Annotated in this window: 21 protein-coding genes and 1 riboswitch; of the genes, 12 read left to right on the top strand and 9 right to left on the bottom strand. The window is 68.8% G+C overall.

All coding sequences use genetic code 11. The features are described from left to right. Positions 1-21 precede the first annotated feature (21 nt). Positions 22-315: a GNAT family N-acetyltransferase gene (locus J2853_RS37540; RefSeq protein ID WP_307565746.1), complete on the bottom strand. Its 294-nt coding sequence runs from the start codon at positions 313-315 to the stop codon at positions 22-24. A gap of 234 nt (positions 316-549) precedes the next feature. On the opposite strand from J2853_RS37540, the gene J2853_RS37535 reads away from it, so the two are divergent. Further along, positions 550-1,014, top strand: coding sequence for a hypothetical protein (locus J2853_RS37535; RefSeq protein ID WP_307565745.1), 465 nt, complete (start codon positions 550-552; stop codon positions 1,012-1,014). A gap of 124 nt (positions 1,015-1,138) precedes the next feature. Here J2853_RS37535 and J2853_RS37530 read toward each other — a convergent pair whose 3' ends face one another. Further along, a complete protein-coding gene (locus J2853_RS37530) occupies positions 1,139-1,462 on the bottom strand; it encodes a DMT family transporter (protein WP_307565744.1) in 324 nt (107 codons plus the stop codon). Between the two features lie 25 nt (positions 1,463-1,487). Continuing rightward, positions 1,488-1,551: riboswitch (guanidine-III (ykkC-III) riboswitch) on the bottom strand. A 23-nt stretch (positions 1,552-1,574) separates the two neighbouring features. Further along, positions 1,575-2,360 (bottom strand): class I SAM-dependent methyltransferase, encoded by a 786-nt coding sequence (locus tag J2853_RS37525; protein WP_307565743.1) that lies wholly within the window; start codon positions 2,358-2,360, stop codon positions 1,575-1,577. A 277-nt stretch (positions 2,361-2,637) separates the two neighbouring features. Here J2853_RS37525 and J2853_RS37520 point away from each other — a divergent pair, with 277 nt between their 5' ends. From J2853_RS37520 to J2853_RS37490, 7 genes are all read left to right on the top strand, one after another. Then, positions 2,638-4,542 (top strand): acyl-CoA dehydrogenase, encoded by a 1,905-nt coding sequence (locus tag J2853_RS37520; protein WP_307565742.1) that lies wholly within the window; start codon positions 2,638-2,640, stop codon positions 4,540-4,542. Between the two features lie 327 nt (positions 4,543-4,869). Beyond that, positions 4,870-5,286, top strand: coding sequence for a TIGR03668 family PPOX class F420-dependent oxidoreductase (locus J2853_RS37515; protein WP_307565740.1), 417 nt, complete (start codon positions 4,870-4,872; stop codon positions 5,284-5,286). A 192-nt stretch (positions 5,287-5,478) separates the two neighbouring features. Continuing rightward, a complete protein-coding gene (locus J2853_RS37510; protein ID WP_307565738.1) occupies positions 5,479-6,213 on the top strand; it encodes an NUDIX hydrolase in 735 nt (244 codons plus the stop codon). After that, a complete protein-coding gene (locus J2853_RS37505; protein WP_307565736.1) occupies positions 6,210-7,196 on the top strand; it encodes a lipopolysaccharide kinase InaA family protein in 987 nt (328 codons plus the stop codon). The genes J2853_RS37510 and J2853_RS37505 overlap by 4 nt, the downstream gene beginning before the upstream one ends. 18 nt (positions 7,197-7,214) lie before the next feature. Then, on the top strand, positions 7,215-8,171 hold the full coding sequence (locus tag J2853_RS37500; protein ID WP_307565735.1) for a hypothetical protein: 957 nt from the start codon (positions 7,215-7,217) through the stop codon (positions 8,169-8,171). Between the two features lie 49 nt (positions 8,172-8,220). Beyond that, a complete protein-coding gene (locus J2853_RS37495; RefSeq protein WP_307565734.1) occupies positions 8,221-9,489 on the top strand; it encodes an adenylosuccinate synthetase in 1,269 nt (422 codons plus the stop codon). Continuing rightward, the gene (locus J2853_RS37490; protein WP_307565732.1) at positions 9,486-9,767 is read left to right on the top strand and encodes a hypothetical protein; all 282 of its coding nucleotides are present in this window, start codon (positions 9,486-9,488) and stop codon (positions 9,765-9,767) included. The genes J2853_RS37495 and J2853_RS37490 overlap by 4 nt, the downstream gene beginning before the upstream one ends. Here J2853_RS37490 and J2853_RS37485 read toward each other — a convergent pair. From J2853_RS37485 to pdhA, 5 genes are all read right to left on the bottom strand, one after another. Next, positions 9,764-10,063 (bottom strand): Dabb family protein, encoded by a 300-nt coding sequence (locus tag J2853_RS37485; protein WP_307565730.1) that lies wholly within the window; start codon positions 10,061-10,063, stop codon positions 9,764-9,766. The genes J2853_RS37490 and J2853_RS37485 overlap by 4 nt on opposite strands. 175 nt (positions 10,064-10,238) lie before the next feature. After that, the gene (locus J2853_RS37480) at positions 10,239-11,984 is read right to left on the bottom strand and encodes an ABC transporter ATP-binding protein (protein ID WP_307565729.1); all 1,746 of its coding nucleotides are present in this window, start codon (positions 11,982-11,984) and stop codon (positions 10,239-10,241) included. An 850-nt stretch (positions 11,985-12,834) separates the two neighbouring features. Further along, complete coding sequence (locus J2853_RS37475; RefSeq protein WP_307565728.1) at positions 12,835-14,292, bottom strand: dihydrolipoamide acetyltransferase family protein; 1,458 nt, start codon at positions 14,290-14,292, stop codon at positions 12,835-12,837. A 13-nt stretch (positions 14,293-14,305) separates the two neighbouring features. Next, a complete protein-coding gene (locus J2853_RS37470; RefSeq protein WP_307565727.1) occupies positions 14,306-15,292 on the bottom strand; it encodes an alpha-ketoacid dehydrogenase subunit beta in 987 nt (328 codons plus the stop codon). Further along, positions 15,289-16,380: a pyruvate dehydrogenase (acetyl-transferring) E1 component subunit alpha gene (gene pdhA, locus J2853_RS37465; protein ID WP_307565725.1), complete on the bottom strand. Its 1,092-nt coding sequence runs from the start codon at positions 16,378-16,380 to the stop codon at positions 15,289-15,291. Before pdhA ends, J2853_RS37470 begins: the two co-directional genes overlap by 4 nt. 290 nt (positions 16,381-16,670) lie before the next feature. Between pdhA and purS the strand changes: the two genes are divergently transcribed. From purS to purL, 4 genes are all read left to right on the top strand, one after another. Continuing rightward, on the top strand, positions 16,671-16,916 hold the full coding sequence (purS, locus tag J2853_RS37460) for a phosphoribosylformylglycinamidine synthase subunit PurS (RefSeq protein WP_110704633.1): 246 nt from the start codon (positions 16,671-16,673) through the stop codon (positions 16,914-16,916). A 177-nt stretch (positions 16,917-17,093) separates the two neighbouring features. Then, positions 17,094-17,528 (top strand): ATP-binding protein, encoded by a 435-nt coding sequence (locus J2853_RS37455; RefSeq protein WP_307568954.1) that lies wholly within the window; start codon positions 17,094-17,096, stop codon positions 17,526-17,528. 182 nt (positions 17,529-17,710) lie between these two features. Continuing rightward, a complete protein-coding gene (gene purQ / locus J2853_RS37450) occupies positions 17,711-18,394 on the top strand; it encodes a phosphoribosylformylglycinamidine synthase subunit PurQ (protein WP_307565722.1) in 684 nt (227 codons plus the stop codon). After that, positions 18,391-20,646: a phosphoribosylformylglycinamidine synthase subunit PurL gene (purL, locus tag J2853_RS37445; protein WP_307565719.1), complete on the top strand. Its 2,256-nt coding sequence runs from the start codon at positions 18,391-18,393 to the stop codon at positions 20,644-20,646. The genes purQ and purL overlap by 4 nt, the downstream gene beginning before the upstream one ends. 106 nt (positions 20,647-20,752) lie before the next feature. Here the strand turns inward: purL and J2853_RS37440 are convergent, their stop codons facing one another. Next, entirely contained in the window at positions 20,753-21,376 is a 624-nt protein-coding gene (locus J2853_RS37440) for a winged helix-turn-helix domain-containing protein (RefSeq protein WP_307565717.1), read from the bottom strand. Positions 21,377-21,421: the final 45 nt, after the last annotated feature.

Here is a 21,421-nt window from a genome sequence, read left to right as displayed (position 1 = left end):
CAGCCGGGCGTGACGATCAGCTCAGCGCGAGCTTGTATCCCTCGTGGGACGCGGTGAAGCCGCCTCGATCTGCATCCGGAGCGCGCCGCGGCGGGAGATACCGGGGATGTAGGTGAGCTGCATGGTGCCCACGACCTCGCCGTCCAGCTCCGCGACGATCAGCTCGTTGTTGGGGTCGGCGTCGATGATCTCGAAGGCGGCCCGGTGCTCGTCGCCGAAGGCCCCCTGGCGGGCGGCGGCGATGGCGTCGTCGGCGAGCATGGCCACGATGAGCGGGACGTCTTCGGCACGGGCGATACGGAAATCCACTGACATGCCGACCAACCTATCCAGCGGGAAACGGGCCCTTGACCCGGCGGACCGGCCACGACCGAAGAGGATCCCGAGACGCGAGCGCGGCGACCGGGGCTCCGAACCGCTTGCCGATTCGGCGAGGTCGTCACGACCGCGGGTCGCCGGTTCCGTGCCGGTCCCCGATGCGGCAACCCTGGGAACAACCAGGGTTGCTCCCCGATGTGCGCGGGGGGCCGGAGAGGGCAACCTGGTGGCATGAAAGACGAACTGACTCGACATGACGAGATGTCCCTCGCCGGAGCGGCCCTGCGCGGAGCTCCCTGGAAGGCGGCCGCGGTGACCGGCGGCGCGGTCGCGGTCACCAGTTTCGGCTTGGGCGCGCTCACGGGAAGCGCCGATCTGACCTGGGCGATGACGGTCGGCATCGGCCTGTTCGCGCTCATCGCAGCCATCGGTTCGGTCAGCAAGCCCGACGCCGGGGACCGGGTGACCCGGCAGGCCCGGCTCTGGGCCGGGCGCCGCCCCTGGAGGTTCTCCCTCTACCCCGCGCTCGGCGCCGCGGCACTCATGTATCCGGTACAGCTCATCCTCGACGGCGAGGGCGTGTTCGGCGCGGCGCTGGACGCGCTCCAGGGCGGGGTCGTGGTCTACCTGATCACGGCGGTCACGGCTCTGGCCTTCAGGGGACGAGGCCGGTCCTCCCTGCCTCCCGGCCGCTGAACGGCGCCGGGGCACACGCGGACGCGCCGATGCTCACCGCCCGCAGCACGCTTCCCAGAGCATCCTTCCGGTAGGGGCCCCGCGCCCCACCGGCCGTCCGAACCCTCTACCCCGGCGCTTCGCGTCAGTGCCCGCCGCCGGCGAGGTTGAGCCCGACGATGCCCGCGACGATGAGCAGGATCGAGGCGATCTTGAGGAACGACACGTCGTCGCCCAGGACGAGCATTCCGAGCGTGGCGGTGCCGACGGCGCCGATGCCGGTCCAGACGGCGTAGGCCGTACCGATCTCCAGGCTTCCGAGGCCCATCGCGAGCAGGGCGAAGCTCAGGAAGGCGAAGACCAGGAATCCGGCGCTCGGCAGCAGCACGGAGAACCCGTTGCTCATCTTGAGCGAGTACGCCATCGCGACCTCGAACAGACCGGCGATGACGATGATGACCCAGGCCATGACGACTCCTTCTAGGGACCTATAAGGAGCGTCGTCTTTTCAGACCGGGTACGGCGCGTCTCGTCCGGGAGCCATCCCTGATGGGTGCTCTGTTGTCAGAACGAAGCGCGTCTCACATTGATTCCCACCAGAGCGTGAACCACTGGTCGCGGGGCAGCGGCCACAGATCCAGCTCGATCACCGCCGCGATCACCTCCTCGGCCCGGTCCTGGCCGAGGCAGAGCCTCCGGCAGGCGCTCTCGGCCAGCTCCTCCAGATGGGCGAAGCGGGTCAGCGGCGCCAGGCGTCGCTCGTGGCGGACCTCATGTCCGAGCGCCTCCGCCGCGGCGATCACATCGTGGACCGTGGGACGCGTGGGGCGGGTGATGCCGTGAAAGTGCTGCCAGAGGGGGGTGAGCCAGCTCATCGGATGCCGCTCGGTGAGCTCCAGGACGACCCGGCGGCGGGCGTGGGCGGACAGTTCGGCGAGGAAATCGGATAGGTCGGGCACGTTGTAGACGACATGCGCGGAGACCGCGACGTCCGCCGCCGGAGTCTCGGCCGCGACGTCGGGCCAGCGGCCGGTGATGATCCGGGTGGGGACGCCCAGTTCGTCGGCCCGGGACGTCAGCTCGGCCAGCATCGCGGCGGAGGGGTCCACCGCGATCAGCTCTCCCATGCTCGTGGCCAGCGGCAGCGAGGCCGCCCCGGTGCCCGCGCCCACGTCCAGCACGCTTCCGCCCGGCGGAAGCGCCTCGGCGACCCGCGCCAGGGTCGGACCCTCGGGGTCGGCGAGGGCGCGATCGGTCCGTTCGGCGAAGCGCGCCGGCGAATGGCCCCACGGGTCGGCCGGAGCCGTCGCCGCGATCTCCTCGGGAATCCCCCATCCCGCGAGGTCGGCCCGCCACTGTTCGTCCATGTGGCGAGCCTAGTGCGACGCCCCCCGGCGGAGGCCGCGAACAGGCCGTCGGAGAACCCGGGATCGCCGGTACGACCTTCCCTCTTCACCGCAGGTCACGGCCACCCCGAGTAGCCACTCCGTGACTCCTGTCCAGGCAGTCGGGCCCCCTCGGATTGTGTGGCGAACATCCCACTTGAACAGTTTTCTACGGGTTACTGGCGGGTAGCATTGCGGGTAAGGTTACTGGTGAGTACGGAAAGAGTCCCGGTTCCCCCGGTTTCAAGGAGCAGACCCCATGGGCCACTACAAGAGCAACGTCCGTGACCTGGAGTTCAATCTCTTCGAGTTGCTTGGACGCCGGGAGATCCTGGGCACCGGCCGCTATCCCGACCTGGACGAGGACGTGGTGCGGAGCCTCCTCGAAGAGGTCGACCGCCTGTCCACGGGCGTGCTCGCCGACTCCTTCGAGGAGGGCGACCGCAAGCCGCCGGTGTTCGACCCCGCCACGAGCTCGGTGACGATGCCGGAGGGCTTCAAGAAGTCCTTCGCCGCCTACCGCGACGCCGGCTGGACCAACATCGGCCTCCCCGTCGAGATGGGCGGCCCCGGCCTGCCCAGCAGCGTGAACTGGGCTCTCGCGGAGATGATCCTCGGCTCGAACCCGGCCATCTGGATGTACTCCAGCGGACCGGCCTTCGCCCACGTGATGCACACGATCGGCACCGAGGACCAGAGGCGTTACGCCGAGCTGGCCATCGAGAAGCAGTGGGGCGCCACCATGGTGCTCACCGAGCCGGACGCCGGCTCGGACGTGGGCGCGGGTCGCGCGAAGGCCGTACGGCAGGACGACGGCACCTGGCACATCGAGGGCGTCAAGCGCTTCATCACCAGCGCCGAGCACGACCTGAGCGACAACATCTTCCACCTGGTGCTGGCCCGCCCCGAGGGGCACGGCGTCGGCACCAAGGGCCTGTCGATGTTCCTGGTCTCGAAGTACCACGTGGACCTGGAGACCGGCGAGCTCGGCGACCGCAACGGCGTCTACGTCACCAACGTCGAGAAGAAGATGGGCCTGAAGGTCTCCACGACCTGCGAGCTCACCTTCGGCGACAAGCACCCCGCCGTGGGCACGCTGATCGGCGACGTCCACGAGGGCATCAAGCAGATGTTCATGATCATCGAGCACGCCCGGATGATGGTGGGCACCAAGGCGATCGCCACGCTCTCCACCGGCTATCTGAACGCGCTCTCCTATGCCAAGGAGCGGGTGCAGGGCGCCGACCTCACCCAGATGACCGACAAGTCGGCCCCCCGGGTGACCATCACCCACCACCCGGACGTCCGTCGTGAGCTGATGCTCCAGAAGTCGTACGTCGAGGGCATGCGGGCACTGGTCCTGCTCACCGCCACCTACCAGGACGACGTGCTGATCGCCGAGCACGAGGGCCGCAGGGACGAGCACGCCGAGGCGATGAACGACCTGCTGCTCCCCCTGGTCAAGGGTGTCGGCTCCGAGCGCTCCTACGAGCTGCTGGCCCGCTCGCTGCAGACCCTGGGCGGCTCGGGTTACCTCCAGGAATACCCGATCGAGCAGTACATCAGAGACGCCAAGATCGACTCTCTCTACGAGGGCACCACCGCGATCCAGGGCCTGGACCTGTTCTTCCGCAAGATCCTGCGCAACCAGGGCGCCGCCCTCGGCTCGCTGTACGGCGACGTCAAGTCCTTCGCCGCCTCCGACGCGGGCAACGGCCGCCTGAAGGAGGAGCGCAAGCTCCTCGCCGAGGCCGCCGACGAGGTCAAGGCCATGGCCGACACCATGGCGGGCTGGGCGATCAGCTCGCTGGAGGCCCCGAAGGAGGTCTACAAGGTCGGCCTCAACACCACCAGGTTCCTGCTCGCCCTCGGCGACGTGGTGATCGGCTGGCTGCTGCTGCGCCAGGCCGAGGTGGCCCTGGCCGCCCTGGGCTCCGCCTCCGTCGTGCCGGACTCGGGCACGGGCCAGAGCGTGCCGGACTCGGGCACGGGCCAGAGCGTGCCGGACTCGGGCACCGGCCGGGGCGACAAGGCCTTCTACACCGGCAAGGTCGCCGCGGCCTCGTTCTTCGCCCAGACCGTCCTGCCTCGCATCGCCGCCGAACGCCGCACGCTGGACGCCACCGACCAGGACCTGATGGAACTGCCCGAAGAGGCCTTCTGATTTTCCCGCCCGGCCACCCGCTCCCGCGGCAGGCTGACGGGTGAGGGGCGGTTCTGTTCGCAGAACCGCCCCTCACCCGTTTCCGGTCTTTCTCTGCACGGCTGTGCGCGTCGCCTTCGGACGGCACTCATCCTGGAACGGTCACGACGCCCGCCGGTGCTGGTACTCCGTGACCGCAGCCATGATCACACTGATGGGAACCACGGCGTCCTGTCCGGCGAGTGCCGCCTCCACCCATTCCCTGACGTAATACGTTCGTATTACAAGCAGGAGGCAAACCACCGATCGGGCGCACCTCGCCCGGGAGCCTCTTGGTTCAATGGGCTGATGGACGAGGCCGAGGCGCGTGCGAGGTTCGGGGCGGCTCGGGTCGCCCGGCTCGCCACGGCCGACGAACTCGGCACGCCCCATCTGGTGCCCGTCACCTTCGACCTGGACGGCGACACGGTCGCCTTCGCGATCGATCACAAGCCGAAGCGCACGCCGAACCTCCGTCGCCTGCGCAACATCGCGGCCAATGACCGGGTGTGCCTCCTGGTGGATCACTACGACGACGACTGGTCACAATTGTGGTGGGTCCGCGTCGACGGGAGAGCCCGGATCGTCGAAGACGGTGAGGCCCGGCGGCGAGCCCTCGCCCGCCTGGCCGAGCGCTACGCGCAGTACCGCGCCCGGCCTCCCCAGGGGCCGGTGATCCTCATCGCGGTGGAATCCTGGACGGGATGGTCCTATACGGGCCTGTAGGCCCACCTGACCTGCCCCTTCACACACCGCTCGATCCTCGCCGGAGCAGCCTCACCCGCCCGAGCCGGTCCTTGACACCCCGTCCGGACGGCCCCGCACACCTGAAGATCCCTGCCGGACCGGATCGGGGCATTGACATCTGCCTCCTGTTATTCTCATACTGAGATTGTCTCAATATGAGAAGGACATGTGATGAATGAATCCGAGTTCCTGGCCGGCTACGACCCGCGCGCCTATCCGGCGGTCGCGGTGACGGTCGACGTGGTGGCGCTGACCATTCGCGGAGGTGAGCTGCACGTGCTGCTGGTCCAGCGGGGCGAGCAGCCCTACGCGGGGCGGTGGGCGTTGCCGGGCGGATTCATCCGGCCCGGGGAGGATCTGCCGGAGGCCGCGGCGCGGGAGCTGGCCGAGGAGACGGGGCTCGCCGAGCGAGTGCACATCGAGCAGCTCGCCAGCTACGGGGCCCCCGAACGGGATCCGCGCATGCGGGTCGTGTCGATCTCCTACCTGGCCTTCGCACCCGGCCTGCCCGATCCCCGGGCGGGCTCGGACGCGGCGGACGCCGCCTGGCATCGGGCCGACCGGCTGCCGGAGCTCGCGTTCGACCACGAGCGCATCCTCGGGAACGGCCTGGAGCGCGCACGCGACAAGCTGGAGTACACGCCGCTGGCCACCGCGTTCGCGGGCGAGAGGTTCACGATCTCCGAGCTGCGGGCCGTCTACGAGACGGTCTGGGGCGTGCCGCTGCACGCGGGCAACTTCCACCGCAAGATCCTCTCGGTGCCCGGGTTCGTGGAGAGCACCGGAGAGACCACCGAGAGCGGCGGCGCCAGGGGCGGGCCCCGCGCCAAGCTCTACCGGGCCGGTGACGCCCGGCTTCTTCACCCCGCACTGCTACGGCCCGCGCGAGAGGAGGAGGTCAGATGACCACGACCGCCGAGGCGATCACCCTGGTGGCCACCGCACGCACGCCGGACGACCTGTTCGGCGGTGACTCTCCGATCCGGAGATACCGGCGGCTGGCCCGGCTGCTCCATCCCGACCTCGCGCCGGGACCGGACGCCGCCGCGGCCTTCGCCAAGCTGGCCGAGCTGTGGGCGGCACACGTCCGGGGCCAGGACGGCGAGAAGGGAACCGCCCGGGGCGGCGAGACGGTGATCACCACCAGGCGGGGGACCTACCGGATCGGAGCCGTCTTCCGGCGGGGCGCGTCGGCCGTGCTGTACGACAGCGGCGACGACACGTTGCTCAAGCTTCCGCACAGCCACGCGGACAACGACCTCATGCGACGCGAGGCCGACGCGCTCAAAACGATCGAGCGGGACGGCGACCCGCTGTTCCTGCCGTACGTGCCCCGGCTGGTGGAGTCGTTCCGGCACCGTTCGAACGGGGTCGAACGGCAGGCGAACGTGATCAGCCGGGTGCCGGACGGGTTCGTGAGCCTCGCCGAGATCGCACGCCGGCGGCCGGTGCTCGACCCGAAGGACGTGGCGTGGATCTGGCGGCGGCTGCTCGTGGCGATCGGGCTGGCCCACAGGGCCGGGGTCGTGCACGGCGCGGTGTTCGGGCACCACGTGCTGGTCCACCCGGTCGATCACGGCCTGGTGCTCGTCGACTGGGGCCAGTCGGTCCCCATAGGCAGCCCGCTCACCGCCCTCGTGGCCAGGCATCGCAACGACTATCCGGCCGAGGTCCTCTCCAAGAAGCCCGCCACCCAGGCCACCGACATCCACCTCGCCACCCGCTGTGTGGCCGCCCTCATGGGCGATCACGTCCCCACCCCTGTCCGCCACTTCGTCCGGGGAAGCCTGGTGAGCCCGCCGGGCGACGCCTGGCGGCTGCTCGGCGAGCTCGACGAGCTGCTCGACGACCTGTACGGCCCCAGGAAGCACCGGCCCCTTCACCTCTGATCACAGGAGACATCCCTCATGGGAAGCGGAATCTGGTCCACCGACGTCTACTCCGCCGCCGCGAGCTACCGCGCGGCCAAGGGCACCAGCGCCTTCGCCTACAGCGACGGCGGCGCCCGCACCGTTCACCCCGATCTCGATCCGCTCGGCGTGACGATCCGCGAGAGCCGCGACTCCGCCGAGCACCCCAACACGCTGGCCGTCGCCGTCCTCTTCGACGTGACCGGCTCCATGGGCGGAGTGCCCCGCACGCTCCAGACCAAGCTGCCCGACCTGCTCGGCCTGTTGCTCCGCAAGGGCTACGCCACCGACCCGCAGATCCTTTTCGGCGCGATCGGCGACGCCACCTGCGACCGGGCCCCGCTGCAGGTCGGCCAGTTCGAATCCGACAACCGGATGGACGAGCACCTCGGGAAGATCCTGCTTGAGGGCGGGGGCGGCGGCCAGAGGACCGAGTCGTACGAGCTGGCCATGTATTTCATGGCCAAGCACACCGCGATCGACTGCTTCGAGAAGCGGGGGCGCCGGGGCTACCTTTTCATCATCGGCGACGAGATGCCGTACCCGAAGGTCAAGCGCCGCGAGGTCGGCAAGGTCGTCGGCGACAGGCTCCGGCAGGACATCCCGACCAAGGAGATCATCGCCGAGCTGACCAGGATGTACGACGTCTACTACATCCTCCCGGCCGGGGCGAGCTACGCGGGCGACGATCAGATGCTGTCCGCCTGGCGCGCGTTGCTCGGCCAGAACGTGCTGGAGCTGGACGACCTGGACGCGGTCTGCGAGATCATCGCGCTCACCGTCGGCCTCGGCGAGGATGCCATCGGCCTGCGGGAGGGGCTGGACGATCTCGACGAGCTCGGCTCGTCCGCCGGGGCCGCGGTGGGCAGGGCCCTCGCCAAGCTCGATCGGGGCACCCTCGTGGTGGCCGACGACCTGGGCCTCGGCGGCAAGAGCGGCGTGATCAGGCTTTGACGTCCTCCCCGGCCCGAAAGCCGCGGGTTCCAGCGAAGGCGAAGGCGTCATGCGTGAGCACGTGATCGTGGTCGACCTCGGGTACGGCGACGCGGGCAAGGGAACCGTCGTGGACTGGCTCTGCGCCCGGGAGCCCGTCCAGGCGGTCGTCAGGTTCAACGGGGGCGGGCAGGCGGCGCACAACGTCGTCCTGCCCGACGGGCGGCATCACACGTTCGCCCAGTTCGGATCGGGAACGCTCAGGGGCGTTCCGACTCATTTATCCCGGTTCATGGTCGTGGACCCGCTGGCGCTGACCGCGGAGGCCGCCCACCTGTGCGAACTGGGCGTTCCGGACCCGTTCGGGCTGCTCACCGTGGACAGGGACGCGTTGCTCGCCACGCCGTACCACGTGGCGGCGGGGCGGGCCCGGGAGCTGGCGCGGGCCGCGGACCGGCACGGGTCGTGCGGGATGGGCGTCGGCGAGACCATGGCCTACGCCCTGGCCCATCCCGAGCTCGCGCCGACGGCCGGTGACTGCGAGAGTCCCGCCCGGCTCGCCCGCAAGCTGCACGCGCTCCGCGAGACGCTGGAAGTGACGGGGCCGCCCGTGGATGACTGCGTCGCGGCCTACCGGGCGTTCGCCGAACGGGTGATCCTCGTGGACTCCTCGTTCACGACCGCGCTGCTGCGCAGGCGGCCGGTGGTCTTCGAGGGGGCGCAGGGCGTGCTGCTCGACGAGTGGCACGGCTTCCACCCCTACACCACCTGGAGCACGACGACCTTCGCCAACGCGCTGACCCTGCTCGACGGGGCGGGGGCCGTACGGCTCGGCGTGCTGCGCACCCACACCCCCCGGCACGGGCCCGGTCCGCTGGTCACCGAGGACCCCGCGATCGAGGTGACCGAGGCCCACAACGGGACCGGCCCCTGGCAGGGCCCTTTCCGCGTGGGTCACTTCGACGCGGTGGCCCACCGCTACGCCCTCGCGGTCGCCGGCGGGGCCGACGCGCTCGCGCTCACCCACCTGGACGCGCCGGTGTCGCGGATGTGCGTCTCCTACGACCTCGGCGAGCTTCCGGTGGGTACGGCGGGCGACCTCGACCGGCAGGCCAGGCTGACCGATCGGCTGCGGACGGCCCGGCCCCGCTATGCCGACGGCGTCGACGACTGGCCCGCGGCCGTGACCGAGGCCCTGGGGATCCCGGTCTGCCTGGGCTCCTCGGGACCGGCCGCCGCGGACAAGGTCTTGTTCACCCGCGCGGGCCCCGGCCTCCGGCCTGGAAATCGGAGCACCGGCCCGAATCCCGGTGGTGTGATCACGCACGAGAGGGTATGACCAATCTCGCACGCTCCCTTTACCTGGTCGTCAATTCTCAACCGGAGGATCCAGTGGGTGTCGGGGTCAGCATCTTCTTTCTCACGCTCGGCGCCATCCTCCGGTTCGCCATCGAACCCGATGTTCTCGGCGAGAACGTGCACATCGACGTCATCGGCCTGATTTTCATGATCGTCGGTGCCGTCGGGGTCGTGTTGAGCATCGTGATGGCGCCCAAGCGCGGACAGGTGTCGGACGACCGCCTGATCCACCGCGAGAACAACCCGCCTGAGGTCTAGGCCTGGAAGGCGAACTGCACGGCCGCCCGGGACGCCAGGATCGGCTTGATGTACTCGATGATCACGGCCTGGTGCAAGGGGTGGTCGCGATAGGCCAGGAAGTCCTCGACGTCGTCGAAGTCCGCGACGACCGCGAACTCGTGGTTGCCGGGGTTCACACCCGCGTCCGCGCCGAGGGTGTAGGCGCGGATTTCCGGGATCGCCCCGGGCAGTTTGCCGAGTTCGGCCACGACCCTGGCCTTCTGCTCGTCGGTGGCCTCTTCGGTCCAGGTGAACAGCACGACATGCCTGAACATGATCTTCCCTTCGTCGGATGCCCGGCCAGAGTACGGCCAATCACGGGAAGCCTCGACGGCGGGACCGCCTCAGATCGTCCCGCCCGGACCGCCCCTCCGGCCGGTCTTCCCCGGATCGTCTCCTTCGGGCGGCCCCCGGGTCGTCCCTCGGAGGCCCGCCCGATTCGGGTCGCCCTCAGACGCGGTGTGAGGGCGTGCCGTGGGGCTTGACGGGCTCGATCCTTATCGGCTCGGGGTCCTGGGCGGGGCCGAGCACGATCGTGCGTGCCGTTTCGGGGATGAGGCGAAGGTCGTGCGTGATGAGGATGGTCGTACGGCCGGACATGAGCCGTTTGAGGGGTTCCATGATTCGTGCCGCGGTGGGTGAGTCGAGTCCGGTCATCGGCTCGTCGAGGACGAGCACCGGAGAGTCGCGCAGGATCGCCCGGGCGAAGGCGATTCGCTGTCGCTGCCCGCCGGAGACGAGCCGGCCGCGTTGCCCGAGAGGTGTGTCGTACTGCTGGGGCAGCGTGCCGATGAAGTCGTGCACGTCGGCCATGATCGCGGCTTGGACGATGTCGTCCATGTCGGCCTCCGGGCGGCCGTAGGCGATGTTGTCGCGCACCGTCCCGGAGAAGAGCAGGCTCTCCTGCTGGAGGATGGTGATGTTCTCGCGGAGTGTCTTGCGTGACATGTCGCGGATGTCCACTCCGTCGAGAAGGATGTGCCCGGTGTCGGGGTCGTAGAACCGGAGGAGGAGTTTGGCGAGGGTGGACTTGCCCGCCCCGCTCGGTCCGGTGCACACGATGAGCTCGCCCGGATCGGCGCGGAAGGACAGGTTCCGCAGGGTGGGCCTGGATCTGTTGGGGTAGGTGAAGCCGACGTCGGCGAACTCGACCCGGCCGCGACCTCGCGTCTCCGGCTGAGCCGCCGCGTCGCGGTCGGTGACGGTGGGCCGGATCCGCAGGATCTCCACGACGCGGTCGGAGCCCGCCGCCGCCTCGGAGACGGTGAGCGCGATCTGCCCGAGGTTCTGGACCGCCGGGTAGAGATAGGCGACGTAGGCGGCGAAGGCGAGCAGCCCGCCGATGGTGAGACGGCCCTCCACGATCTCCCATGCGCCGACTCCGAGGATGACGAGCAGGCAGATGGTCTGGAGGACCTGGGCGACCGGCCCGTACAGTGCGGACAGCCGGGCCTGGGCCACGTTGGCCTGCAACCAGGTGCCGCCCTCGTCGTGCAGCCTTTCGGCCTCGGCCTTCTGACGGTTGTAGGCCTGGACCAGGGTCTGGTTGGCCAGGCTCTCCTCGATGACGCTGTTCATCGTGCCGTTGCTGAGCCGCTCGCGCGCGGCGGCGCTCCTGAACTTCGCCGCGAAGAACTTGGAGACCAGCAGGAACGCCGGGACCATCACGAACGTCACCAGCGCCAGGTCCCATCGGATGTAGAAGGCCGCCCCGGCGAAGAAGACCACGCTGGCGACCGTCATGAAGAGCCGGACGAGGCCGGATCCGACCAGTTCCTCGATGGCCTCGATGTCGTCGGTGAGCCGGGCCATCAGGTCGCCCAGACGGCGGTTGTCGAAGAAGTCGGGGGTGAGCGTCTGGAGGTGGGCGAACACGTTGTCCCGCAACCCCAGCAGAAAGCGCTCCCCTCCCACGGCGGTGGCGTAGGCGCCGACGAAGGAGGCGAGCCCGGCGACGACCGCGAGCCCCAGCCAGGCGAGTGCGGGAACCCAGAACGCTTCCAGTGACTGACGGCTGAGCACCTCGTCGGTAATGAATCCGAACAACGCAATCGAGGCGACCTCGCAGACGGCCGCCACGAGCGCGAAGAGAACACCGACCACGAAAAATCTGCGAACGCCGCCGGTGTAGGGCCAGAACTGCCGGAAGGTCTTCCGGACGGAAACCGCCGGCGCGACCGGAGGTGGCTGAACCATTGGTTTTAGTTCCCCCTCGCTCGGTTCTTCCTCGTTGACGCGACCTGCCGAAGACGACGGGCCCCTCAAGAGACGACGGGCCTCTCAAGAAGTGAGAGCCGACGGTTTGACCCGTCGGCTCTCATTTGGAACTGGTTACCACCATCCGCCCCAGCGGCGGCGACGGCATCCACAGCCGCCGCGGCGACGCCAGCCCCAGCCCCACGGGTCACGGGTCGGGAAGACCTTGGTGAAAGTCATTGCGTTCCCCCCTCGAACTGATCTTTTGTGCCCTTGCCAACCATGACAATAGCACTTATACCCTGACAAATAGGCTAATACAGCGCGCATCGAGAATGTTTTAACCGCCCATTCCAATAAGCCCTCGATGTTGACCTAGGTAAACTCTCCCAAAACTACATCGCGGCATTCTTTCAAATATTTTACCTAAGAAGTTGAAGCTTAAAGAAAGATTCAGGGGAGACCCAAGGGGGTATTTTCACAATTGATGGAAGAGCTTCCCCCGCATACGGCACGCCGATCGCACCCAAGCGCCCTGGAGGGACTTCTTGGTTTCCGCCGCGGAAATCGGCACCGGGTCAGTAAATAAAACAACGCCGGAGAACGGCATATCGAGGTCCGCCGGGAACCTCGGCCGGCCTGGGCCGCACGGTCCCGGCGAACCCGGTCGTCCGGTGCCCGGCGGCCTTCGCGCACGGCCGGAACACCGACGCGGAAACGTCCCTGAAAACTCCGGGGCGAAGACGCCCGCGAGGGCTCGGAGGCGAAGACGCCGCGAGCCCGCCCCCTGCCGCGGGGACGGGCTCGTGGTCTCACGCGTCGGCTCCGGTGAGCGGGGCCGTCTCGTGTGTCAGCTCCAGGCGAGCATGCGGAGCGGATCCTGAAGCATGGCGCCGACGTCGCGAAGGAAGAGCGAGCCGAGTTCGCCGTCCACGATCCGGTGATCGAAGGAAAGGGCGAGCGTGCAGACCTTGCGCGGCACGATCTGCCCGTCCACCACCCACGGCATGTCCCTGACCTGACCGAAAGCCAGAATGGCCGACTCTCCGGGGTTGAGGATCGGAGTACCGGCGTCCACCCCGAACACGCCCACATTGGTGATCGTGATCGTGCCTCCGGCCATGTCCGCGGGCTGGGTACGGCCGGCCCTGGCGGTTTCCGCGAGGGCGCCCAGGGCTCTGGCCAGGTCCGGGAGGGACAGGGCGTGAGCGTCCTTGACGTTGGGGACCAGCAGGCCACGAGGAGTCGCGGCGGCGATGCCGAGGTTCACGTAGTGCTTGACCACGATCTCCTGGCCGGCCTCGTCCCAGGTCGCGTTGATCATCGGATACCGGCGTGCGGCGACGAGCACCGCCTTCGCCACCAGCAGCAGCGGCGAGACCTTGACCTCGGCGAAGTCGGGCAGTTGCCGGAGCCGCTGGACGGCCTCCATGGTCGCGGTCACGTCCACCTGAAGGAACTCGGTGACGTGCGGCGCGGTGAACGCGGAGGCCACCATGGCCTGCGCGGTCGCCTTTCGCACCCCCTTGACCGGAATCCGCTCCTCGCCCGTCTGAACGGCCCGCGCCGCCACCGGGGCGGGGGCGGTGTTCGGCGCCGAGTGGACCGAGTGGACGTCCTCCCGCGTGATCGAGCCCTGCGGGCCGGTCCCGATGACCGTGGTCAGGTCGACCCCGAGGTCCTTGGCCAGCTTTCGTACCGGAGGCTTGGCCAGGACCGCGACCCGGCCCGGGGACGCGACCGTCTCCACGGCGGCGGAGACCGGCTCACCGCCCCGTGCAGGGAGTCCGGGCTGTGACCCGGCGGCCGGTTCGGCGGCCGGACGGGTGACCGGCTCGGCGGCCGGACGGGTGACCGGCTCGGCGGAGGGGCGGGCGGCCGGCTCGACGGAACCGGTGGGGGACTGCTTGCGGGGCCGGCGCTTGGCCGTGCCCATCTTGACGCCGTATCCCACCAGGACCGGCTGACGCTCCTCCTTGGGAAGCGCCGGCACCATGTCGTCGTTCAGGGCCGCTCCGCGTTCGGAGTCGGTGCCGGAAACAGATCCGGAGACGGGGCCGGGGCCCGTGTCCGTGCCGTCGTCCACGGAGATGATCGGCCTGCCGACGTCCACCGTCTCGCCCTCGTCGGCCATCAGCGCGGCCACCACGCCCTCGAACGGGCAGGGCAGCTCGACGACGGCCTTGGCGGTCTCGATCTCCACGATGATCTGGTTGACCTTGACCAGATCTCCGGGTTTCACATGCCAGCGGACGATCTCGGCCTCGGTCAGGCCCTCGCCCACGTCGGGGAGTTTGAACTCCTTCATCGTCACCCCCTTCTCAGAACGCGAACACGCGGTCGACGGCGTGCAGGACCCGGTCGAGGTCGGGCAGGTAGTGGTCCTCCAGCCTGGAGGGCGGATACGGCGTGGACGGCCCGCCCACGCGCAGCACCGGCGCCTCCAGGTTGTAGAAGCACTCCTCGGTGATCCGGGCGGCGAGCTCGGCCCCGAAGCCGTTGAAAACCGGAGCCTCGTGCACCACGACGCATCGTCCGGTCTTCCGTACCGACTCTACGACCAGCCCGACGTCCAGCGGGTTGAGTGAGCGCAGATCCACGACCTCCAGGGACCGGCCGTCGTCCTCGGCCGCCTTCGCCGCCTCCAGGCAGGTCTTCACCATCGGGCCGTAGGCGAGCAGGGTGACGTCGGCACCCGGTCGCACCACCTTGCCCTGGTCGAGGGGCAGCCACGCGGAGTCGGCCGAGGCGGAGACGTCCACCTCCGCCTTCTCCCAGTAGCGCCGCTTGGGCTCGAAGAAGATGACGGGGTCGTCACACCGGATCGCCTGCTGGATCATCTCGTAGGCGTCGGAGGGGTTGGAGCAGGCCACGACGCGCAGGCCCGCGGTGTGCGTGAAATAGGCCTCGGGCGACTCGCTGTGGTGCTCGACGGCGCCGATGCCGCCGCCGCAGGGGATCCGGACCACGACGGGCAGCTTGAGCTTGCCCAGCGACCGCAGCGGCATCTTGGCCAGCTGCGTGATGATCTGGTCGGCCGCGGGGAAGACGAATCCGTCGAACTGGATCTCGCAGACCGGGCGATATCCGCGCAGCGCGAGACCGATGGCCGTCCCGATGATGCCCGACTCCGCCAGCGGGGTGTCGATGACCCGCTGCTCGCCGAAGTCCTTCTGCAGCCCGTCGGTCACCCGGAAGACTCCGCCGAGCTTGCCCACGTCCTCGCCCATGACGAGGACCTTGGGGTCGTCCTCCATGGCCTTGCGCATGCCCTCGTTGAGTGCCTTGGCCAGCGTCAGGGTGCTCATCCCTCGAACCCCTCCAGGTAGGCGGCGAACTGGGCGCGCTCTTCGTCCATCAACCTGTGCGGCTCCGCGTAGACATGGTCGAAGATGGCCAGCGGTTCGGGGTCCGGCAGTGCCAGGCAGCGTTTGCGCACGTCGCGTCCCAGCTCGTCGGCCTCGGCGTCGATCGCGTCGAAGAACTCCTGGTCGGCGATCTGGTTCTTGAACATGTAGGACCGGACCCGCTCGATCGGGTCCTTGAGCTTCCACGCCTCCAGCTCGGCGGCCACCCGGTAGCGGGTCGGGTCGTCGGAGGTCGTGTGGGCGCCCATCCGGTAGGTGAAGGCCTCGATGAACATCGGGCCCTGTCCGGACCTGGCGTCGGCCAGAGCCTTGCGGGTCACGGCGAGGCAGGCGAAGACGTCGTTGCCGTCGACCCGGACACCCGGGAATCCGAATCCGCTCGCCCTGCGGTACAGCGGGATGCGGGACTGCTTCTCCAGCGGCTCGGAGATGGCCCACTGGTTGTTCTGGCAGAAGAACACCACCGGCGCGTTGAACACCGAGGCCCAGATGAACGACTCGTTCACATCGCCCTGGGAGGTGGCGCCGTCACCGAAGTAGACGATCGTGGCGGCCTCGGCGCTGTCGCGCTGGATGCCCATGGCGTAACCGACCGCGTGCAGGTTCTGGCTGCCGATCACGATCGTGTACAGGTGGAAGTTGTGCTCGGCGGGGTCCCAGCCGCCGTGGTTGACCCCGCGGAACAGGCCGAGCAGGTTCACCGGGTCCACCCCCCGGCACCAGGCCACGCCGTGCTCCCTGTAGGTCGGGAAGGCCATGTCCGCTTCGGTCAGCGCCCTGCCCGAGCCGATCTGCGCGGCCTCCTGTCCGAGCAGGGAGGCCCAGATTCCCAGCTCACCCTGGCGTTGCAGGGCCACGGCCTCCAGGTCGATCCGGCGGACCAGGACGAGGTCCCGGTAAAGACCGCGGATCTCCTCCGGCGTCAGATCGATGTCGTAGTCGGGATGCTCGACCCGCTCTCCTTCGGGGGTCAGCAACTGAACAAACTCTGGGGGTGCTTCCGCACCACGAGAGGCGTCGGCTGTCACGTGCCGCTCCTGTGTGCTCGGGGCCGTCGGGATGGGTTCGCCACCTCTGTCCGGCCGATCAGCGACGCATTCGACCCGTTTGGTGGTGGTTCGTCCGCGTCTGTGGACATCGTGGCAGAGGTCACATACCTATGCGCAAGACCCATCTCGACGTCCATGAGATCCCCCGTTCCCCGCGTGCTCGTTCTTCACCCTCGCACGATAGGAGTCTGGCCCCCGCGCCGAAGTGCCGGGTGGGCCCGTTACTCTTGAGGCGCCGGACCGTCTCCGCTACAACCAGGAGGAACACCGTGGCGCGCGTCATCGTCGACGTCATGCTGAAGCCCGAGATTCTTGACGCGCAGGGGCAGGCCATCGCGCGGGCCCTGCCGCGGCTCGGCTTCTCCGGTGTCTCCGCGGTACGACAGGGCAAGCGGTTCGAGGTGGAGCTCGACGGCCCCGCCGACGAGGCCGCACTTGCGGACGTCCGAAAGATGGCGGAAACCCTGCTCGCCAACACGGTGATCGAGGACTACACGGTTACCGTCGACGCGTAGGCCGTCACATATCACACATCAGATTTCCTCGAATCCGGTTAAATCGCGCTTCGGGTGCCACGGAATCCCACGGCTTGACCACCCCTAAATAACATTAAGGTTATTTTGCGGTTAGCCCCGATTCTGTAGGGAAGCCTTCACTGGGTGACATCTCGCCCGGGAGGGAAACCGGTGAACATGGAGTTCTCGCTGGCTCTACCGAGGGAGGCCATCGGCATTCCGATGGTTCGCAGAGCGCTGGGTGATTCCCTGCGTTCGCTCGGCGTCACCGAGGATTGCGTCGCTGACATCCTCCTCGCGGTGACCGAGGCATGTGCCAACGCCGTACGCCACGGCGGACCGGCCAACCGCTACGAGGTGGAGACCGCGATCGGCTACGGCCGCTGCGACGTCCGCATCATCGACAAGGGCCAGGGAATCATCCGGGTGCCGGAGCACTATCCGGCGACGGACGTCGAGAACGGCAGGGGCATCCTCATCATGCAGGCCGTGGTGGACGAGATCTCCTTCGACATCGCCCCCGGCAGGGGCACCATCGTGCACCTGCGCAAGCATCTCGACTGGGACGAGGACGCCCGGTTCCTCGACGACCGCGTGCTCACCGCCGTCTGAACCGTCTGAACCGTCCGAATCGCCGCGTCCCGGGCCGACCCCGGGCGCGGTGAGCCGTATGCCTGGACGAGTCCGCGTGTGACCTTCCCCCGGGAGCGGATAGCCTGGACGCACCGCCGCAGACCGAACGTCCGATGTGTGAGACGTCGGCGCGGTGCTCGTTTGTGGAGGGGAACGCTGCCATGAGTGCTGCCCGCGTGGGCGTCGTCACTTTTCCCGGAACTCTTGACGATCAGGACGCGGCCCGCGCCGTACGTCACGCGGGCGGCGAAGCCGTCCCGTTGTGGCACGCGGACGCCGATCTCAAGGGTGTGGACGCGGTCTTCCTGCCAGGCGGGTTCTCCTACGGAGATTACCTGCGCTGCGGGGCGATCTCCAGATTCGCACCGTTGATGGGAGAGCTGATTCCCGCCGCCAAGGCCGGCCTGCCGGTTCTGGGCACCTGCAACGGCTTCCAGATCCTCTGCGAGGCCCACCTGCTGCCCGGCGCGCTGATGCGCAACGCCGGACTGCACTACATCTGCCGTGACCAGGGCATCCGGGTGGAGAGCGACACCACCCCCTGGACCTCGGACTTCACCGAGGGCCAGGAGATCGTCCTGCCGATCAAGCACGGTGAGGGCCGCTACGTCGCCGACGAGGCGACCCTGAGCGCCCTTGAGGCGGGCGGCCAGGTCGTCTTCCGCTACACGGGCGGCAACCCCAACGGCTCCCTCAACGACATCGCGGGCATCCGCAACGAGGCGGGAAACATCGTCGGGCTCATGCCGCACCCCGAGCACGCCGTCGAGGACCTCACCGGCGCTCCGAGCACCGACGGCCGCGGATTCTTCTCCTCCATCCTGAAGAGCTTGGTGAACGCATGAGTCTCGACACCGTCAAGCGGGCCGAGGACACCCCCGACGAGCAGCAGCCGTACGCCGCGCTGGGCATGAAGACCGACGAGTACGAGCGGGTCCGCGAGATCCTCGGCCGCCGGCCCACGGGCTCCGAACTGGCCATCTACAGCGTCATGTGGAGCGAGCACTGCTCCTACAAGTCCTCCAAGGTGCACCTGCGCCAGTTCGCCACCAAGGCTCCGAAGTCGGAGGCCCTGCTCGTCGGCATGGGTGAGAACGCCGGCGTCGTGGACGTCGGCGACGGCTGGGCCGCCACCTTCAAGATCGAGTCGCACAACCACCCCTCCTACGTCGAGCCGCACCAGGGCGCGGCGACCGGCGTCGGCGGCATCGTCCGCGACATCATGTCGATGGGCGCACGGCCGATCGCGGTGATGGACGCGCTGCGCTTCGGCGCGGCGGACGCCCACGACACCAGGCGGGTGCTGCCCGGTGTGGTCGAGGGCATCAGCCACTACGGCAACTGCCTCGGCCTGCCCAACATCGGCGGCGAGGTCGTCTTCGACCCCTGCTACATCGGCAACCCCCTGGTCAACGCGCTCTGCGTGGGCCTGCTCCGCAAGGACCAGATCAAGCTGGCCGTCGCCCCCGGGCCGGGCAACAAGGTCGTCCTGTTCGGCGCGCTGACCGGCCCCGACGGCATCGGCGGCGCGTCCGTGCTGGCCTCGGCCACCTTCGAGGACGAGTCACAGGCCAAGCGCCCCAGCGTCCAGGTGGGCGACCCGTTCATGGAGAAGCTCCTGATCGAGTGCTGCCTGGAGCTCTACCAGGCGGACGTCGTCGTCGGCATCCAGGACCTCGGCGCCGCGGGCGTCTCCTGCGCGACGACCGAGCTCGCGGCCAAGGGCACCGGAGGCATGGACGTCAGGCTGGACCTCGTCCCGCTGCGCGATCCGTCGCTGCGGCCCGAGGAGATCCTGATGAGCGAGTCTCAGGAACGCATGATGGCGATCGTCACCCCCGCCAACATCGATGCCTTCATGGCGATCTGCGCGAAGTGGGACATCCCCTCGACCGTGATCGGGGAGGTCACCGACGGGGGCCGCCTGGTGATGACCTGGCACGGCGAGACCATCGTGGACATCCCGCCGGGCACCGCGGTCGACGAGGGCCCGGTCTACGAGCGCCCGTTCCACGAGCCGGCCGGCCAGGTCGCGCTGAACGGCGACGACCCCGGCCGTCTCGACCGCCCCGCGGACCTGCGCGCGACGCTGCTGCAGCTCCTCGGCTCGCCGAACCTGGCGTCCAAGGAGTGGGTGACCTCCCAGTACGACCGTTACGTCCGGGGCAACACGGTGCTGGCCCAGCCCGCCGACGCCGGAGTGCTGCGGATCAGCGAGGTCATGCCGGGCGCCGAGGAGACGACCAGGGGCATCGCGCTGGCCACCGACGGCAACGGCCGCTACGCCCGCCTCGACCCCTACGCCGGGGCCCAGCTCGCGCTCTCCGAGGCGTACAGGAACGTGGCCGTGACCGGCTCCACGCCGCTCGCCGTGACCAACTGCCTCAACTTCGGCTCCCCCGAGGACCCCGAGGTCATGTGGCAGTTCTCCGAGGCCGTACGCGGCCTGGCCGACGCCTGCAAGATCCTCGGCGTCCCGGTGACCGGCGGCAACGTGTCGTTCTACAACCAGACCGGATCGACCCCGATCCACCCGACCCCGGTGGTGGGCGTGCTGGGCGTGATCGACGACGTGGCCACGCGGGTCCGGACGGGCTTCACCGGCGACGGTGACAAGGTCATCCTGCTCGGCGACACCGACGAGGAGTTCGGCGGCTCCGAGTGGGCCCACGTGACCCACGGCCACCTCGGCGGTCTGCCTCCCCAGGCCAAGCTGGAGTCCGAGCGCGACCTGTCGCTCGTCCTGACCGAGGCCGCTTCGCGGGGTCTGCTGACCGGCTCCCACGACCTGTCCGACGGCGGTCTGGCGATCGCCCTGGCCGAGGCCTGCCTCGCCCAGAGCATCGGCTGCACGGTCTCCCTGACGGGCGACGACGCGTTCGTGGACCTGTTCAGCGAGTCGTCGGCCCGCGCGCTGGTGACCGTGAGGCCGGAGTCGTTCAACGCCTTCGCGGAGCTCTGCGCCACCCACGAGGTGCCCTGCTACGGCCTGGGCACCACCGGCGGCACCGCGCTGACGATCGAGAACGTCCTGGAGGTTCCGATCACCGAGCTCCGGGAGACCCACACGGCCACCCTGCCGGGCATCTTCGGCTGATTCTCACGCACGCGGAAGGGGGTACGGCTCGTACGAGCCGTACCCCCTTCGTCGATCAGAAGCCGAACGCGGCGTCTGCCGCGCAGCAGGCGCAGACGCCTCGCGGCTACTCCTCCGGGCTGTAGAAGATGAGGGACATGTGGACGGGTACGCCGTCCTCGTCGTCGCTTCCGTGGAAGTACTCATCGACCAAGGCGGCGAGGCGGTCGCGCAGCTGCGTGGCCCGCTGGGGGGACAGCCGAGCTTCGACCACCGCACTGACCGGGTTGCGGTACGGCGTTTCAGGTGACGTCTGCTGCTCGATGCGGACCTTGCCCGAGGTCACGGCTGCCGCATAGTCCTGGAGGAAGCTCTCGCAGCTCGCCATGTCGATGGCCAGCAGGTCGGACGGGTCGGCGGCCTGGCCGACCAGCGCGCTGTCCCAGCGCAGACCGAACTGGCCTGTTCGGTAGCGATATTCGACGATTCCCGACACCAGCCGGGTTTCGGCAACCACGATGAGGCCGCACGCCTCCAGCTGCTTGATGTGCCGGTACAGCTTGGTGGGCGGCTCCTCCAGCTCCGCGGCCATCTCCTTGACGGACAGTATCGGCGGAGCGTGGCTTGCACCGCGCATCAACAGCCGGAGGATGGCCAACCGGAGCGGGTCCGACAGCACCCGCAGCGTCTCGACGTCGTTGACCAGGCGGACCGGAGCAGGGTCGCCGACCGCTGCCGTTGGAAGCACCATGCCGACCATCTTGCCATTGATTCTTCTCTGCGACACCATTAACGT

Origin of the sequence: Streptosporangium lutulentum (assembly GCF_030811455.1) — a bacterium.
Classification (GTDB): Bacteria; Actinomycetota; Actinomycetes; order Streptosporangiales; family Streptosporangiaceae; genus Streptosporangium; species Streptosporangium lutulentum.
This window is presented reverse-complemented; position numbering and strand designations above follow the sequence as displayed.